General features: G+C 49.0%; 19 protein-coding genes and 1 tRNA gene. 5 read left to right on the forward strand and 15 right to left on the reverse strand.

Annotated elements, in window-relative coordinates; genetic code table 11:
• Positions 1-2: 2 nt before the first annotated feature.
• From D3Z90_RS20400 to D3Z90_RS20410, 3 genes are read right to left on the reverse strand one after another with little or no spacing between them, the layout of a single operon-like run.
• On the reverse strand, positions 3-674 hold the full coding sequence (locus D3Z90_RS20400; protein WP_136477734.1) for a hypothetical protein: 672 nt from the start codon (positions 672-674) through the stop codon (positions 3-5).
• Positions 667-1,068 carry a hypothetical protein gene (locus D3Z90_RS20405; protein WP_136477735.1) on the reverse strand — a complete coding sequence of 134 codons (402 nt, stop codon included), beginning with the start codon at positions 1,066-1,068 and terminating at the stop codon, positions 667-669. The genes D3Z90_RS20400 and D3Z90_RS20405 overlap by 8 nt, the downstream gene beginning before the upstream one ends.
• Positions 1,059-2,000, reverse strand: a complete 942-nt coding sequence (locus D3Z90_RS20410) for a replication initiation protein (protein ID WP_136477736.1) — start codon at positions 1,998-2,000, stop codon at positions 1,059-1,061. Before D3Z90_RS20410 ends, D3Z90_RS20405 begins: the two co-directional genes overlap by 10 nt.
• 793 nt (positions 2,001-2,793) lie before the next feature.
• On the opposite strand from D3Z90_RS20410, the gene D3Z90_RS20415 reads away from it, so the two are divergent.
• Positions 2,794-3,498: a hypothetical protein gene (locus D3Z90_RS20415; RefSeq protein ID WP_136477737.1), complete on the forward strand. Its 705-nt coding sequence runs from the start codon at positions 2,794-2,796 to the stop codon at positions 3,496-3,498.
• Between the two features lie 87 nt (positions 3,499-3,585).
• Here D3Z90_RS20415 and D3Z90_RS20420 read toward each other — a convergent pair whose 3' ends face one another.
• The 10 genes from D3Z90_RS20420 to dapA form a co-directional block, all read right to left on the reverse strand.
• The gene (locus tag D3Z90_RS20420; RefSeq protein WP_136477738.1) at positions 3,586-5,286 is read right to left on the reverse strand and encodes an LA2681 family HEPN domain-containing protein; all 1,701 of its coding nucleotides are present in this window, start codon (positions 5,284-5,286) and stop codon (positions 3,586-3,588) included.
• A gap of 111 nt (positions 5,287-5,397) precedes the next feature.
• Positions 5,398-5,931 carry a hypothetical protein gene (locus D3Z90_RS20425; RefSeq protein WP_136477739.1) on the reverse strand — a complete coding sequence of 178 codons (534 nt, stop codon included), beginning with the start codon at positions 5,929-5,931 and terminating at the stop codon, positions 5,398-5,400.
• Between the two features lie 372 nt (positions 5,932-6,303).
• Positions 6,304-6,903, reverse strand: a complete 600-nt coding sequence (locus D3Z90_RS20430; RefSeq protein WP_136477740.1) for a DUF4326 domain-containing protein — start codon at positions 6,901-6,903, stop codon at positions 6,304-6,306.
• Positions 6,900-7,343 (reverse strand): DUF488 family protein, encoded by a 444-nt coding sequence (locus D3Z90_RS20435; protein WP_136477741.1) that lies wholly within the window; start codon positions 7,341-7,343, stop codon positions 6,900-6,902. Before D3Z90_RS20435 ends, D3Z90_RS20430 begins: the two co-directional genes overlap by 4 nt.
• A 9-nt stretch (positions 7,344-7,352) precedes the next feature.
• Entirely contained in the window at positions 7,353-8,024 is a 672-nt protein-coding gene (locus tag D3Z90_RS20440; protein WP_136477742.1) for a hypothetical protein, read from the reverse strand.
• A gap of 391 nt (positions 8,025-8,415) precedes the next feature.
• A tRNA-Ser gene (locus D3Z90_RS20445) sits at positions 8,416-8,505 on the reverse strand.
• Positions 8,506-8,598: 93 nt separating this feature from the next.
• Positions 8,599-9,309, reverse strand: a complete 711-nt coding sequence (gene purC / locus D3Z90_RS20450; RefSeq protein ID WP_038613804.1) for a phosphoribosylaminoimidazolesuccinocarboxamide synthase — start codon at positions 9,307-9,309, stop codon at positions 8,599-8,601.
• A 32-nt stretch (positions 9,310-9,341) separates the two neighbouring features.
• Positions 9,342-10,100, reverse strand: coding sequence for an MBL fold metallo-hydrolase (locus D3Z90_RS20455; protein ID WP_136477743.1), 759 nt, complete (start codon positions 10,098-10,100; stop codon positions 9,342-9,344).
• On the reverse strand, positions 10,101-11,216 hold the full coding sequence (bamC, locus tag D3Z90_RS20460; protein WP_136477744.1) for an outer membrane protein assembly factor BamC: 1,116 nt from the start codon (positions 11,214-11,216) through the stop codon (positions 10,101-10,103).
• A 17-nt stretch (positions 11,217-11,233) separates the two neighbouring features.
• Positions 11,234-12,112: a 4-hydroxy-tetrahydrodipicolinate synthase gene (gene dapA, locus D3Z90_RS20465; RefSeq protein WP_136477745.1), complete on the reverse strand. Its 879-nt coding sequence runs from the start codon at positions 12,110-12,112 to the stop codon at positions 11,234-11,236.
• Here dapA and D3Z90_RS20470 point away from each other — a divergent pair.
• Genes D3Z90_RS20470 through D3Z90_RS20480 form a run of 3 tightly spaced genes read left to right on the forward strand, consistent with a single transcriptional unit; the run spans position 12,111 to position 13,418 of the window.
• The gene (locus D3Z90_RS20470; protein ID WP_136477746.1) at positions 12,111-12,332 is read left to right on the forward strand and encodes a hypothetical protein; all 222 of its coding nucleotides are present in this window, start codon (positions 12,111-12,113) and stop codon (positions 12,330-12,332) included. The two genes, dapA and D3Z90_RS20470, sit on opposite strands and share 2 nt — an antisense overlap.
• A 40-nt stretch (positions 12,333-12,372) precedes the next feature.
• The gene (locus D3Z90_RS20475) at positions 12,373-12,933 is read left to right on the forward strand and encodes a glycine cleavage system protein R (RefSeq protein ID WP_136477747.1); all 561 of its coding nucleotides are present in this window, start codon (positions 12,373-12,375) and stop codon (positions 12,931-12,933) included.
• An 11-nt stretch (positions 12,934-12,944) separates the two neighbouring features.
• Complete coding sequence (locus D3Z90_RS20480; protein ID WP_136477748.1) at positions 12,945-13,418, forward strand: peroxiredoxin; 474 nt, start codon at positions 12,945-12,947, stop codon at positions 13,416-13,418.
• 63 nt (positions 13,419-13,481) lie between these two features.
• On the opposite strand, the gene D3Z90_RS20485 is transcribed toward D3Z90_RS20480, so the two are convergent.
• Both D3Z90_RS20485 and D3Z90_RS20490 read right to left on the reverse strand, forming a co-directional pair.
• Positions 13,482-14,552, reverse strand: coding sequence for an AI-2E family transporter (locus D3Z90_RS20485; RefSeq protein WP_136477749.1), 1,071 nt, complete (start codon positions 14,550-14,552; stop codon positions 13,482-13,484).
• 22 nt (positions 14,553-14,574) lie between these two features.
• Positions 14,575-14,814, reverse strand: coding sequence for a sulfurtransferase TusA family protein (locus tag D3Z90_RS20490; protein ID WP_136477750.1), 240 nt, complete (start codon positions 14,812-14,814; stop codon positions 14,575-14,577).
• Between the two features lie 108 nt (positions 14,815-14,922).
• On the opposite strand from D3Z90_RS20490, the gene D3Z90_RS20495 reads away from it, so the two are divergent.
• Entirely contained in the window at positions 14,923-16,356 is a 1,434-nt protein-coding gene (locus tag D3Z90_RS20495) for a M48 family metalloprotease (RefSeq protein WP_136477751.1), read from the forward strand.
• Positions 16,357-16,415 lie beyond the last annotated feature (59 nt).

A 16,415-nucleotide genomic window follows, 5' to 3' on the forward strand; every position in this document is an offset into this window, starting at 1 on the left:
TCTTAAAAGTTAACTCCAATTTGTTCTAACGTGTTGATCGCCATCTGAGCAGTATGGGGTATATCCACTATGAGTGCCGCCGCGATCATGGTAATTATGGGTTTCCCATAACCACCGTCTCGGGAAGAACCGTTGGCGACCTGCACTAATCCATTCGCTCCGACCAAGAAATAAGTAAATCCGATGATCTGAAACATCCCGATTATTACTTTCACATTATCCACAAATGCGGTCGCAGCACTCTCGCTGGATTGTTTTTTTATCCTTTCTTTGAGATCACCGGTTACTCCACTCATCTCGTCGCGAAAGCAGTTCTCGTCGATTTTGTTTTGAGCAATCACGTAGCAAATTTCATCACTGTCGAAAAAAGTGGAGGTAAATACGCTAAACCACGCATCCGTATTCATCATGAACATGCTAGTGAGAACTCCTATGTAAACAACAGATATACCGTTTTTATGTCCACTTTCCCCGATCAACTTCATTTTATAGAGAGATACGATGAGCACACCCAACCCAATCATGAAACCCGTAATTTTTATCGCTGTTAAAATAGCGGTGATCAACTCAACCCTTGCACTCGTTGAATCATCAATGGGAGCGTCTGCAAATACGTAAGAACTGGCTAGAACTAGCACAGAAAGAAGAATCGATTTTATTACTCTCTCATACATTGTTTTCCTGATCGATATTGTTCGGTATTTTTCGGCTCAGTACTCTCTCTAAATCCTTTTCAATTTCTTGTAGTAATGTCTCTACCGCCTTCATTGCTTTACTGTGATCTATTTCATCTACACTGACCGGCGTTACAAGACTACTTCCGGAGGTTTTGTTACTCTCCCTGAGCCTGTGTAGCTCATCAGCGTCAATTGCTGACTGAGCGTGTCTAAGCACGCTGGCTAAATAACCTACATCGCCAGTTGAACGTCCGATCTGTAGCCACCGCATGATATACCCTCGAAGCACCTGACTTTTAATCAGAGAGACCAAGCGTTCGATCTGTCCGATAAGACCTTGAGCCGCAGAGGATATAAATATTGTTTTCTCAGTGTTATTTTTTATATCCATTCATCGTCCCCAGTATTTATTATTTTTTTTGGTAGATTCTCAGCCTCAAGGATTTTGATTTTTTTGGTGCTATTGAAAGCTGAAAGATTCAACTCGGCAGCAGCTCTTTTCTTGCCAAAATCCGAATATAGCGTCTTGTATGTATAGTCAACCAAAAATCTAATTGTTGGCCCATTTGCCTTCTCGCCTTTATCTTCTTTAAAGCCGGAAATAAAACCAAGTGCTTGAAGTGCTTTATTTGCGTCTCTAATCTTCATGACAAATGTTTTGTTCGGCATCTTTTCAGTAACGGAAAATCTTTTTCTAAGGTCATCAACACTAAAATAATTTGTAGTATTACGTCTATTACAGATATAGAGGATGTACAAAATTCTTTGGTACTCATTGGACAAAAGGTTCAACACCCTTCTTGATATCTCATACAGATCTTCAAGCCCGTTAAAAAACTCAATAAACTCCTTACTTAGACGGACTGAGGTTTTCTTTTTACTAACTTTTCTGTACTCAATAAATTTGAATCCATACCGACTGGTTTCAGCGTCATTTTTCTTGCTATACGAAACATCAATAGAACTCAATTTCTCTTCAACAAGATTTAGATAAACCGATTTAAAAAAAGTATCTCTGTGGTTACTTTTGATTTTTAGATAATCGTAAATCTCGAAATTGTCAAATTCAAACGTATTTGATTTCTTTTCATATGCTTTCTTCATTAAGAAAAGAAACACTTCAAAATCTGTAATTACTGAAAGATTTACAGACTTCAACTTAATATCTTTAAGCTCACCAAATTTGGCCACAGTAATATGGCTTTCTTGTGACGTAGTGTTTTTTGGAGTAAAGAAGGGCAATGCTAAAAATATTTTAGGCAAAGAAATAAAGTGCTCCAGCGAGGCAATTCTTCTTTCTTTTCTAGTTATTATATACTCCATAGTTATTTAAATCCTCGTTTAATAAATATATTGAATCATATATTTATAGCTTTTCAATAGATGCTGGCAAAATATTTACATAAATCATTAACCACTATCAAACGCCTCTCTGTTATTTCCATTACTAAAAGGGAAATACAACAATGTTTACGGCAAACATTAACCGTACACCTACTATTTTTACGGCAAACATTAACCGCGACATTAAGAATTTCCCGATACATAAGGGGTTATTCGACCGAAACTCAAAAAGAAAAGATATTTACTTCGTAAATCGATATACAATATATGAACAAAAGAACAAATCCTGGCTGATAAAGGTTAAAAGAACTGAGGCCCTTTATTTTGACATTACAACCACAAGCCTTATCAGTCAAAATCACCTCAATATATTTCCACCCCATCAAGACAAGTCATCCGACAAGCAAGTCTAAGTATAGAAAATCGTTTTATTCGTTATATTAATGTATAGCTAAATAGATACAGATCAAACAATCTAACTTAAAAATGCAAGGCCCTTTATTTTGACAACTTATTTTTTTTATAAAAACCATCGATTTTGTTTTCCTTTTCTTTATTTATTTTCGAGTTGCGGCATTTCGATTACGGTTCAATAACGGCTTTCGCAAGCCATTATTTACATGTCAATAGCAAGTTGAAAATATATTTAGGGTCTGACCTTATTTAAAAATAGGGTTCGATGATAAGAATTATTTTTAAAAAACTTGGCCCTTTAATTTGACTTCTTGTTTTTTTGTGTTTTCATATAATTAACAACACAAGAAAGGAAAATATGATAAATCAAGAAAAGAAATTCAATTTAGCGGAATTAGCACATGAAGCATATTGTTCGTGCTTTCAGTATGGGATCGATAAAAGCTTTAAAAACGACTTCAAGAACCCATCCAAATTTCTCTTAGTTAGTAGATCAAACTCATCCATTGATAACGCCAGCTTTGTTTTTTATGACTATTTCAAATCGATAGAATACGAAAATTCATCTCAAAAGCGAGTCCATCTCTACAACCTCGATGAGCATGATTATGACTATTCTTCTATTAGGATTTGCAAAGCGAGAAAATATAAAGCTGTCTCGTCTGCATCTCGAATTCATGAACTGACCACTCACCTTGCGTCTAATGAGCTAGCGTCAGTTAATAAAGTCGAGATTGATGCTACGATGCGTCTAGCGTTCGATGAGCTTTTACATCCTGACGATTTTTTTAAATTTCACGAAGTCAGATACGAATATCGAGTATCAATCTCTCTTGTGAAAAACAGAAAGGTAGTAAAAACGATAAAATGTAATTTAGGTAATTTTACGCTGATACAGACATTGAAGCCATTTGACTTCAAAGAGACTGAAGGAGAGGAAGTAAAAGCGACTAGGTTGTCACTTTCTAACCCTGTATATCGTATCGCTGATAATGATGTGATGGTTACATTTAACGAAAGCAAAAAGAGCTACAGAGAAGTTGTAGATATGTTAAGGATTTGAAATAGCCTATGATGGCGATTTCGGTCAATTTTCCGTTTTCGTCCTTATATCGATTATTCCTCCAAGGCCCTTTATTTTGAGCTGTCTTCACAAGTAGGGAACCTCACGCTCCAATCGAATTTTTTCACTGTCAACATCAGCAGGCTTATGGCTTTCGTGGTATTGGATAGAAAGTGCAAGATACATCAAAGCATTTCTAGAAAGCTTTATTAACTCTAAAATTTGCTCTTCGATATGATCGACTGAAACAGTGAGATGGAAGGATTTTAATCTATTTTTCTCATCTATATTTCGGGTAAGCTTTTGATAAGCATCAGAGGATTCATCTAGCCCTGCTCTCTTTTTGTGAGCTTTATCTAGAGTAAATGATGAATTGTAGTTCTCAATTGACATTTCATAAGCAAATCCGTCTACTATTTTTAAAGACTTATGTTCTAACGCATTCCGGATTTGGTTGATGTGATTAGCGGCCGGAAAAGTCGTCTCTGAAAGATATAGAGGCTCATCAGAGTTTTGTATTTGACCTCGTTTCGAAGGGCGTTTGACGTCGTTTATATCTTTGCTTAAAAAATACAGGGCGGAAAGAAACGGATTTTTTATTAGGGAAAACCAAGCTGCTGGCTTTTTATTAGTGATAAAAATCGTCCTTATTGTGACCTCGTGCTCTTCCAGCTCATCAGCACTGACCTCAAAAAATTTGTAGATAAAGTAGGCTATTTTATCCAGCAATGAATACAAGCACCTTAGAGCAGTCTTATACTGATTTGTTTTAAAGCTATTTATCGAGTAATCAAGGCTATTTACTTTCTTGTAACTGGAATTGTAAACATGATCCGTATCTATGGGCATATTTAATGCTGTGTAATATGTGTATCTTGCGTAGCAATACGTATCCTTCAGCTCATCAAAATGAGCGTGAAATGAGAGTTCTTCACTCGCTAGCAATAACGAATTTATTTCTCCAGAGAAGGAAGGAAGACTTAAACAGTCCTCGTAGGCATATTCCTTAATGATAACTAGATTGGACATATTGAGAAAAATTCTATTTTTTCCAACCCAGTTACAATATGACTTATGCTTGCCATTTCTAAAGTGTTCTTGATGCGTATCTGAGTGATCTGAATCAATATATTCAGCATATCTATCTTCAAAATATGGTAAATACGATTCAAGACGTTTTTTGAGTGCTACGAATTGCTCCTCGTCTCCTTCTATCGTAGTGCTTTCTGGCTTCAAAGCTTCCTGAATTGAATTATATATTTTTTTTGATAAAAAGAAGTGAGCGTTTTCATCATATACATCCTCATTAAACTTGATAAGGCAACGTGCCTTAGTCGCATGCCCGAAGGCATTCTTCAGTGCTATAGCCCTATCATAAAACTCTAGTGCTTCTATATGGCGAGACTGCTCAGTCAAATAATTTGCAAGATTTATGTTGATACGTGAATAAAGCTCAGCATAGCTCAGTGAAACTGTGGCACTACCATGCTTTACCTCATAGTATTCATCTTTGAATTTTTTTAACTCATGCAGAGCCTTCCTCAAGAAATAAACAGCGTTGCCTATACTTGGAGAATACCAGTCTGCTTGTACTCTATTAGAGTGCACGGCGGAGTAGCCAGTGCCGATCACGTAATATAGTTGAGCAGCTAAAAATGGACTTTCGCATTTTTTGTCATGCTGCATTCGACAGTATTTTTCTAGGCCAGCGTTATTAGTGTCTATGTATTCATCCATTTTTTGGCTGATACGCTCTACACTTTTGTGACTTAGGAGCTTCCCTTCCATAAATCCGCCCGCCTAAAATTCAAATATTATCTATCTACGAAAACCGTAAAGCTCTAACACTGATGGCTCATCGCACGTCTGCAAAGCCGACGCACGCCGAACCATCTCTAGTTAAAAAACCATTCCGGAGTCTTTGGCACTTTTCAGTTTACCTTTATTATTAGTATCGCTTTCCAGCTTCACTACTTTTTTATAAATTAAACGATTATTCTCGCGTGATTCGTTGGCTTTTTCAAAAAGCTCAATAGTATCAGCATCATCAACTTTCACATTCATAGTCGTTCGTTCTTCTATATCCACGAACTCAACGTACCCTACCCTTTCACTTTGCCTAGCGTAGAAAACTGATGTTTTGGCAACCTTATCGTAATAATACCTCTTCACCTCAAAAAACAAGCCTTTTACCGTGTACTCATCAGTCGCCGATTTATTAAAATTCGGCATAGATGTAATTTCAAACCCTGAACCCAGTTCGCCTTGCCATTTGTACCCGGCGATCACCTTCTCAAGAGCTTTGATTTCCGAACCGTATTCCATACTGGTTCTGTCCGCAGGTAACTCTTTCATCTGGAAATCTAGCTTCGCGTATGCCAAGTTCATAGCACCTAGAAAGCAGCTTAATGCGACCGCAATTTTAAACTTCATTCCCTTTCTCCCTGTTTTTCAAACAACGCCAAAACGATAGCTAAATGCCATTCTTGCTTAAGGGGTGAGCCTTTTCAACTATCGAATGAATACCCACCCCTCAAACGCTCTGATATGCATTCAGACCGTCTCTGACTCATTCTTGATTGGGGTGGGACAATCCGATCCCGCCGGCACGAGTTGAAATCCCAGCAACACTGCCGAACCAGAGAAAAATGCCACAGGAATGGCCCAGAGCCTCAGAGAAGCAACCGCAACCTGGGAGCTGGGGAGCGGAATGGGAACAGATTATTTTTTCAACGAACGGGCTTACAACGAAGATACATCAGCCCTGTTTTTCCTCTAGAAATCGACAAGCGTAGAGTTGCCGAATCACTTGCCATCGTCTTGGGAGTTGAGATAGTTGGCGATGACATCACCATGACATGCTGCAGGTTTGCAGTGACAACCGAGCGTCTTGCCTCTGAGCTTTTCGATGTTTTCATCAAATTTTTCGGGTAATTTCAAAAAACGTTTTTCGAAATCATAAGCAAACTTGGCTATAACTTCGTCGCGTGTCCCTTCTTTACCCATCTGGTAGGGGTTGCCCCACAGGGTTCCCCTACCGATGTAAATATCATAACTATCACCATTATCTTTATTAGATACTTTGGTGATTTTTAAGTTTATAATTCTTGTGGGTATTTCTTTTTCTCGCAAATCATTATCGAGTATGAAAAAACAGTTTCTTTCTTCATCTTGAAAAAGAATAGCGTGTGTGACTTCCTTCAATGCTTCTTTATCTGAGCTAAACGGGATTGCTGGTAGCCCTTTGGACTGTGAATACTTTTCGATGAAACTATTTTCATCAGATACGAAGATCAGCTCTACTTTTTCAAGAGAGCTAATAATTTTATCGACCTTCCTTTCAAATTTCGAATATGAAAGGAAGTCGATAGGATAAGCAATTAATACCTTTGCATCTTTACTCATATTAAATCTTTGACAACCGCATCAGATTGATCCCACGCTTGCTTGAGATAATTTGCAACCAGCCTTCGATGACACTGGTGCGGCTGATGCTCACTGCAAAGCAAGCACCCTTCGTCAATGATGTCTGGTTTTACGTGCTTTTCAATATTTCGCTTTGCCATCAGGTTTAGGAATTTATCCTCATACTGCTGCCAAGAAATTTCCTTTTTCTGGTATGGAGACAAAATTTCTTTCGTAGGTGCCAATTCTGGTAAATGCACGTAGTCAACGTCGCATAGTTCTTTTAGGAAATATTTCAAGTCATCTCTTTTTGCAAATCCTGAGAGCTGTGAAATATTATTCAATCGAACGTCAACAACCCGCTTTGTGCCTGATAATTTTATCAAGGAGAAAAAACGTTCTGCCTTTTTCTCCGTAAAACCTATTGTGAAAATCTTCATTTTTACCCCTTAGAATACTGCGGCGACCAATTTATAAGCATCTCCGTTGTAAGGTTCACCTAGGCTAATGGTGAAATAGCTTACATTAGCCGCGTACTCGCCATTTTGCTGGGCCTTGTAGTGTTGCTCTGTCTCTGGATCTGTGACGGTCAGAGCATACTGAATGCGGTTATAGGTGAACTTGGCTCGTACAACACGTTTCGGATTACCAAATTGGGCTCCCTCGGCACTGACCTTGAAGGTGACGTTCTGCGGCTGAATGAGGTAAAGGCTCTGACGGGGTTCAGTCAGGTGCTCGACAGAAACCCTATCGTTCACACCTGAATAGCTGTGATTGCCATTCTCCCATAGGGTCTCCGGAGCATCCGTAATCCCTGCAAGGTCATTGACAACCATTTGACCCGCTTTCTCCCAATAAATGGTGTCATCAATGATGTGGTTCTCACGCTGGAAACCCGCAGGGGCGGTATTCGTGAAGGTGATGTCGATAACATCCAGTTTTTGAGCCGTAGTACCGTCCTGATACTCACGATCTCGCTCAGTGATTTCATGTGTTGCAGTGGTGCCAATGGGCCGCAGCCAAGCCCCTGTATAGTCTCCCGTTGTCACCTTACCAGCCACACAACGGCCACTGAGCTTACGAGAATTTGCCAAGCAGATGATTCGATATTGATACGGCATTTTGTGCGTCCCTTCCATGATGGCGATGTGCCTTGCAGCATCCTCCCTTCGCTCATCACAGATGGCAAGCCCTACTTTCGTGAATCCACGACCCCACCACCCCCAAAGGTTAATCAAGAGGGCTACGTCACAATCTAAGAGCTTCTAACGCACAATTGCTCGCGTGCTATGCAAAGCGAGGCGAACCTCGCTCTTTCGCACCATAGGCGGTCACACAGGGTGCGGGCCAATGAAGTGTGAGTTAGCACTCAAACGCAAAACTAAAAAGTATGGACGAAAAAAAACAGCGATTTGATCGCTGCAGTTTGGCAAAAAAATGCTACAAACCACTGCTACAAATCGCTGTTTCTTAACCTTCGCAACTCATTGATTTGCAAAGGTTTTTCTGTAATGGCGGAGAGATAGGGATTTGAACCCTAGGTACTGTCGCCAGTACAACGGATTTCGAATCCGTCCCGTTCGGCCACTCCGGCATCTCTCCAGTGGCGCGCATGATACCAGCAGTTCGCTCAAAGGCAAAGCCCGTTTGCGAAAAAAATTCGCGTGGTATCAGGCGCTTGCGTGAACTTGCCGCTTACAGCGGCACGCCCAGGCGCTTGGCAACTTCTTCGTAGGCTTCGATCACGTCGCCCAGACCCTGGCGGAAGCGATCCTTGTCCATCTTCTTGCGGGTTTCCTTGTCCCACAGGCGGCAGCCGTCAGGGCTGAACTCGTCGCCCAGGACGATTTCGCCGTGGAATACGCCGAACTCCAGCTTGAAGTCGACCAGCAGCAGGCCGGCGTCGTCGAAGAGCTTGTTCAGCACTTCGTTGACCTTAAGCGACAAGGCTTTCATTTTCACCAGTTGCTCGGCGGTGCCCCAACCGAAGGCAACAACGTGGGATTCGTTGATGAACGGATCACCCTTCTCGTCGTTCTTGAGGAACAGTTCGAAGGTCGAAGGCTCCAGCTTGATGCCTTCCTCGACACCCAGGCGCTTGACCAGGCTGCCGGCTGCGTAGTTACGCACGACGCATTCAACCGGAATCATGTCGAGCTTCTTGACCAGACACTCGTTGTCGCCCAGCAGCTTGTCGAACTGGGTAGGAATACCGGCTTCTTCCAGCTTTTGCATGATGAAGGCGTTGAACTTGTTGTTCACCATGCCCTTGCGATCAAGCTGTTCGATACGCTTGCCGTCGAACGCCGAGGTGTCGTTGCGAAACAGCAGGATCAAGCGGTCAGCGTCGTCGGTCTTGTAAACCGACTTGGCTTTGCCGCGGTAGAGTTCTTCACGTTTTTCCATGATGGGCTCCGCTTGCTAACTAATAAGATGGGCTAGGCGATTTCGCGCCAGTCGAGCCCGCAATCCTGGTTGGCCACTTGCAGCCAGTCCGGGTCGCACCCAAGGGTGTCGACGAAACATTGCCGGGCCAGCTGTGGCTGGTTGTTCTTGCTACTGAGATGGGCCAGCACCAGATGCTGCAGGTTCTGCCAGTCCAGCTCCGACACCAGGCGCGCGGCCTGGTGGTTGTTCAAATGCCCGTAGTCGCCGCCCACCCGTTGTTTGAGAAACATTGGGTAAGGCCCGCGTCCGAGCATGTCTCGGCAGTGATTGGCCTCGATCAGCAATGCATCCAGGCCCTGGTAACTCTGCAACAAGGATGCGTCATAGGAACCCAGGTCGGTGAGTACGCCGAAACGCCGGCCACCGTCGTCAAAAACATACTGAAGAGGCTCCAGCGCATCATGGGTCACGCCCACCGCACGGATACTCAAGCCACCGATCTGCAATGTTTCGTTTGCTGCCAGGAACCCGGCGGCCTCGACCGGCTTGCGCATACCGCGCAACGTGCCACGACTGAGGTAGACCGGTACATTGTAGCGCCGCGACAGCAAACCGACGCCATGCACATGGTCGGCATGTTCGTGAGTTACCAGCACCGCACTCAATTGATGGGCTGAAACGCCGAGCAGCGCCAGGCGCCGCTCGGTTTCACGCAGGGAAAAGCCGCAATCGACCAGGACAAGTGTTTTGTCACTGGCGATCAGCGTGCCATTTCCCTGGCTTCCACTTCCTAGAACCGCGAAGCGCACTTAACCCAGGTTATCCTGAATCACGCTCAGCACACGGCGGGCGACATCAGCCGGGGCCACGGTGTTGATGTTCTTCTCGACGGTAACCTGGACGCTTTCACCAACTTTGCTCAGGCGAACCTGATAACGTTCGGCACGAGCTTCGCGCTCTTCCTTGCTTGGCGCGCTACCGAACAGCTTGCTGAAGAAACCAGGCTCCTGGTCTTTGGCATCGGCTTTTTCGGCCAGGTTGATGTAATACAAGCCCAGGCTGCGGTTGATGTCTTCAACACGCCACTCGCCTTGTTCCAGAGCGCGGCCGACACTGGACCATGCACGGTCGAGGTCGGCGCCCAGGTTCAATACCGGGTTGCCACTGCCATCTTCGCTCAGGCTGACACGGCTTGGCGTATCGAAATCACGTGCGGCAAGCAACGACACCGAGCCGCCCTTCTCGGCGCTACGGGTCATGCTGGCGAGCATCTCGTCGACCAGCATGGCGTCGACACCGGTGTTCTGCGAGCTGCTCGGAAAATCAGGCTGGGCAGTGCTGCCCGCCGGACGCTCGACGGTCACGATGTAGACTTCACTGGTGTTGCGCTGCACGCCCGGCTCGATACGCACACGGGTGCGCACTTCGTTGTCGCGGCTGCTCGAAGCGCTCGCCAGACGACCGGCCATGGAACCGGAAAGCTCGTCGAAGCGTTGCCAGGTGGTATTGAACTCACCGGTCTGCGGACGCTCTTCGTCGATACGGAAACCGTTGTCTTCAAAGAACTGACGGGCTACCGGCCAGACTTCGGCAGGCGCACGCTGGGCCAGGACCCAACGGGAAGTACCGCTCTTCTGCAGGCTGAAATCGCTGATGTCGGCACCGGCGCTCAGGGGTTGTGGACGCGGAACCTCGAACTCGCCCCTGACGTTGTCATCGGCAACGTTACGCGGGATCGGCAGCAGCGGATCAAGACGCTTGGCGTTGCTGACGTCTGGTGGCAGCTGCATCGGCGCCTTCTGAGTGGCCTCCAGATAATCGCTGCCACGGTCACGGAAGTAACCCTCTTCGCCCCAGAGCCAGCCACAACCACTGGTGCTGGAAATGATCAAGGCAAGGGCGGAAAGACCAGCCAATCGCTTCATGCGGTGTACGTCCTCAATTAAAACTGCAGGCCGCACTGGCGCATCGCCTTGCGTACCGTTTCGTGACAGGATTCGCTCAGCCAGGTCAGCGGCAGGCGGATGCCCTTCTGCATCAAGCCCATTTCAACGAGCGCCCACTTCACCGGAATCGGGTTGGCCTCGCAGAACAGGTCTTTATGCAGCGGCATGAGTTTTTCGTTGATTGCGCGAGCCTTCTCGGCATTGCCCTCAAGGGCGGCCTCGCACAAATCGGCCATTTCGCGCGGGGCGACATTGGCAGTGACGGAGATGTTGCCTTTGCCACCGAGCAGGATCAGTTCGACAGCGGTCGGATCATCGCCGGACAACACGATGAAATCCTTGCTCACGCCATCGATGATGGCTTTTGCGCGTTTCAGGTCGCCGGTGGCTTCCTTGATACCGATGATGGTCGGTACGCTGGACAAACGGATCACGGTCTCGGCCTGCATGTCGCACGAGGTGCGGCCGGGAACGTTGTAGAGGATCTGCGGGATGTCGACAGCTTCGGCAATATGCTTGAAGTGTTGGTACAGGCCTTCCTGGGTCGGCTTGTTGTAGTACGGGACGACCAGCAGGCAGGCATCGGCGCCAGCCTTCTTGGCGTTGCGGGTCAGGTGCACGGCTTCGCTGGTAGAGTTGGCACCGGTACCGGCAATGACCGGAATGCGTCCAGCGACACGCTTGACCACGAACTCGATGACCTGGATATGTTCTTCGACATCCAGGGTTGCGGACTCGCCGGTGGTACCGACGGCGACAATGGCATGAGTGCCCTTCTCCAGATGGAAGTCCACGAGTTTGCCGAGGCTGTCCCAATCAAGACGCCCTTGTGCATCCATGGGTGTGACCAATGCCACCATACTGCCCGCAATCATGAAACTGCTCCTGCCGGAAAAAGAGAGCGGTAATGGTACTGGCGCCATCGGCCTTGCACAAGCAAAGCTGGAGGCTGGAGCATTCCCCTCGGCGACCATTTTCGCTACCCTTCTCTCTTTGATCGGTACACAGTGGCCCGCCGGGCTGCCGACAACCTGCGCAGGCAGTGCCCAAAGCCTCGATCTGAAGCCCCGGGACCACGCCTTCCCGCCGTTCTGAGTCGTCAGGTACCGACCGCTCATCGCTTTAGGAATGCTGCATGTCCACCCCCACCGTTCGCGAACAATTCCTTGTCATCAGTGCCCTGGGCGCCAATCCCATGGAACTGACCAACATCCTGTGCCGGGCCAGTAACGACAATCGCTGCTCGGTCGTCACCTCGCGCTTGACCCGTCACGGTGAATGCAGCGCACTGGTCTTGCAAGTCTCCGGCAGTTGGGATGCCCTGGCTCGCTTCGAAGCAGCCCTGCCTGGCCTGGCCAAGAAGCACACCTTCACTGTGAATGTGGTGCGCAGTGCCGAGCTTGAAGTGCGCCCGCTGGCGCTGCCCTACGTGGCCTATGTCAGCGCAGCCTATCGTCCGGACATCATCAATGAGCTGTGCCAGTTCTTCATCGACCACCACGTCGAACTGGAAAACCTCACGTGCGACACCTACCAGGCGCCACAAACCGGCGGCACCATGCTCAATGCCACTTTTACCGTGACCCTGCCGGCCGGAACTCAAATCAGTTGGCTGCGTGACCAGTTCCTGGATTTCTCCGACGCCCTGAACCTGGATGCGCTGATCGAACCTTGGCGCCCACAGAACCCACTGTAAGGAAGCTTTCCATGGCCGTTGAACTCGACCAACCCGTCGCCGATTTCCAGGCGCTGGCCACCAGCGGCCAGACCGTCAGTCTGGCTGATCTCAAAGGCAAGCAAGTGGTGCTGTATTTCTACCCCAAGGACAGCACGCCGGGCTGCACAACCGAAGGCCAAGGTTTCCGTGACCAACATGCGGCCTTCGAAGCAGCCAACACCGTGGTGTTCGGTGTTTCCCGCGACAGCATCAAGTCTCATGAGAACTTCAAGGCCAAGCAGGCCTTCCCGTTCGAGCTGATCAGCGACAAAGACGAGACCCTGTGCCAACTGTTCGACGTGATCAAGCTGAAGAAGCTTTACGGCAAGGAATACATGGGCGTTGACCGCAGCACTTTCCTGATCGACAAGAACGGCGTGCTGCGCAAGGCGTGGCGCGGAGTTAAGGTGCCAGGACATGTGGATGCAGTGCTGATTCAAGCACAGGCGCTGAACCAGGCCTGAGCCGTCAATTGTGGAGCCAGTGGAGTCGTCACAAGCGCCGGCCCGACTGGCTCCACGATGCTTTCACAACAACGGCGCGACTGCCGGCTCCTGCTTCGGCCAGGCATCCAGCACAGCCTTGAACAGGGTTGCCAGCGGGATCGCAAAGAAAATCCCCCAGAAGCCCCACAACCCGCCAAACAACAGCACCGCGCAAATGATCGCCACCGGGTGCAGGCTGACCGCTTCGGAAAAAAGCAGTGGCACCAGCACGTTGCCATCCAACGCCTGGATGATCGCGTACACCGCCATCAAGTAGATGAACTGATCGCCCCAGCCCCACTGGAACAATGCAATCAGGGTAACTGGCACGGTCACCACGACGGCGCCGACGTAAGGCACCACCACCGAAAACCCCACCAACAGCGCCAATAGCGCCGCATAGTTGAGCCCCAGGGCGATGAAGGCGATGTAGGTCGCCACGCCGCAGATCAGGATCTCGATACCCTTGCCGCGAATGTAGTTGGCGATCTGCCGGTTCATTTCCTCGGACACCCGATTCAGCAACGTGCGTTCACGCGGCAGGTAGCCACTGACCCAACGAGCAATCAGTTCGCGATCCTTGAGGAAGAAAAACACTAGGATCGGCACCAGCACCAGGTAAATCATGATGTTGACCAGCAGCGGCAAGCTCGACAGCGAGAAGGTCAGTGCCCATTGGCCAAACTTGCCAATTTCGCCACGCATCGCCTCGATGGCCTGCAGCACCTGTTCGTCAGACACCAGGTGCGGGTAACGCTCGGGAAGCAATAGAAGTAGCGATTGCCACTTGCCAAGCATACCCGGCAGTTCGTTGAACAGGGTGATCAACTGATGCCAGAGCAATGGCACCAGCACCAGCAAAAACACGGCCAAGGCGCCCATGAACAGGGTAAAGACCATACCGACGGCATAGCGGGTCGGTACATGCAGGCGTTCCAGGGCATTGACCAGGCCTTGCATGAGAAACGCCAGAACCATGCCGGCGAGCACTGGCGCCAGCATGCCGCCCAGCGTCAGGACAGCGGTAAAAGCCAGAACCAACAAGACCACCAGCACCACTGCCTCTTCATCGGAGAAGTAGCGCTGCATCCAGTCGCGAAGCACCTTGAACATTGACGATCCTTAGGAAAAAAACTCAGGCTTTGCGAAGCCAGTAGGTGTAAACACCTTCTTCTGCTGTTTCGAGCAGCAGCGTATGACCGGCCAATCTGGCAAAAGTGCGAAAATCGCGCTGCGACCCGGCATCGGTGGCCAGCACCTTGAGCACCGCGCCGCTGGCCAGGCGATTGAGTTCCATCTTTGCCTTGAGCAACGGCAGCGGGCAGTTCAGGCCACAGGCGTCGAGTTCGGCGTCAAACGTCAGGGTATCGCTCATCAGGGACTCCAGGCAGGCACATTCGAACAAGCTTCGTAGAATACCGCCACTGGTCGCCAACGTGTGAGCCAGCTACAGTAAGGTTCTTTGTCGACCAGAGCTTTGTGCATGAATTTACTGCGCCCTACCCTGCTGACGCTGGCCTGTTTGATGGCGCTTCCCAGTCATGCCGACGACCTGCCGTCACTTGGCGACGCCAGTTCTGCCATTGTCTCTCCGCAACAGGAACACCAGTTGGGTCGTGCCTGGCTCAGCCTGCTACGGGGCAACATCAACCAGCTCAATGACCCGCAACTCAAGGACTATGTCGAAACCAGCGTCTATCGCCTGGCTGAAACCAGTCAGTTGCAGGACCGTCGCCTGGAATTTGTCCTGATCGACAGCCGCGAGCTCAACGCCTTCGCCGCCCCAGGCGGGATTGTCGGGGTCAACGGGGGTTTGTTCCTCAACGCGCAGACCGAAGGCGAATATGCCTCGGTACTGGCCCACGAACTGGCGCACTTGTCTCAGCGTCACTTTGCCCGAGGTGTCGAAGCCCAGCAGCGCATGCAACTGCCGATGATGGCGGCGTTGCTAGCGGGCATCGTCGCTGCCGCAGCCGGTGCCGGTGATGCCGGTATCGCCGCGATTGCCGGCACCCAGGCAGCCGCTATCCAGGAACAGCGGCGCTTCTCGCGCCAGAACGAACAAGAGGCCGACCGCATCGGCATTCTCAACCTGGAAAAAGCCGGATACGACCCACGCAACATGCCGAGCATGTTCGAGCGCTTGATGCGCCAGTACCGCTATGACGCCAAGCCACCGGAATTCCTCCTCACTCACCCGGTTACCGAGTCGCGTATCGCCGACACCCGCAACCGCGCCGAACAAGCGCCAAAGGGTGGTACTGAGGACAGCCAGCGCTACCAGTTGATTCGAGCTCGCGTTGCGCTGATCTACGAGGGCACTCCGGGCCTTGCAGCCAAACGCTTCCGGGCGCAGCTGGATGAAAACCCGAACCTGGACTCGGCCCGCTACGGCCTGGCGCTAGCGTTGATCAAAGGTGGCCGTCTCAACGAAGCGCGAGATGCCCTCAAGCCCTTGCTGGCCAAGGCGCCCAACGACGTCACCTACAACCTGGCCCAAATCGACCTCGACGTTACCAACAATCGCCTGACCGATGCCCAGCAACGGATCGAGCGCATGCGCGCACTGTATCCAGGGAACTACCCGCTGCAGCAGGCGCGAATTGACCTGCTGCTCAAACAGAACCGCGCGCCTGAAGCGGAAAAAGCCCTGGATGCCCTGCTCAAGAGTCGCCCGGATGACCCGGATGTCTGGTACGACGTTGCTGAAGTTCGCGGGCTTTCTGGCAACACCATCGGCCTGCATCAGGCGCGCGCTGAATATTTCGCCCTGGTGGGCGATTTCGACCAGGCGCTGCAGCAACTCGACTATGCCAAGCAACGTGCAGGCAGCAACTTTGTGCTGGCATCGAAAATCGATGCACGTCAGCGCGAATTGCTGGAGCAGCAGCGGATGGTCAAGGACATGATGCGCTGAGAACAACCGTCCGTGTGGGAGCGGATTTATCCGCGAGGGACTGCAGGGCAGTCCTTCGC

Origin of the sequence: Pseudomonas sp. DG56-2 (assembly GCF_004803755.1) — a bacterium.
Classification (GTDB): domain Bacteria; phylum Pseudomonadota; class Gammaproteobacteria; order Pseudomonadales; family Pseudomonadaceae; genus Aquipseudomonas; species Aquipseudomonas auratipiscis.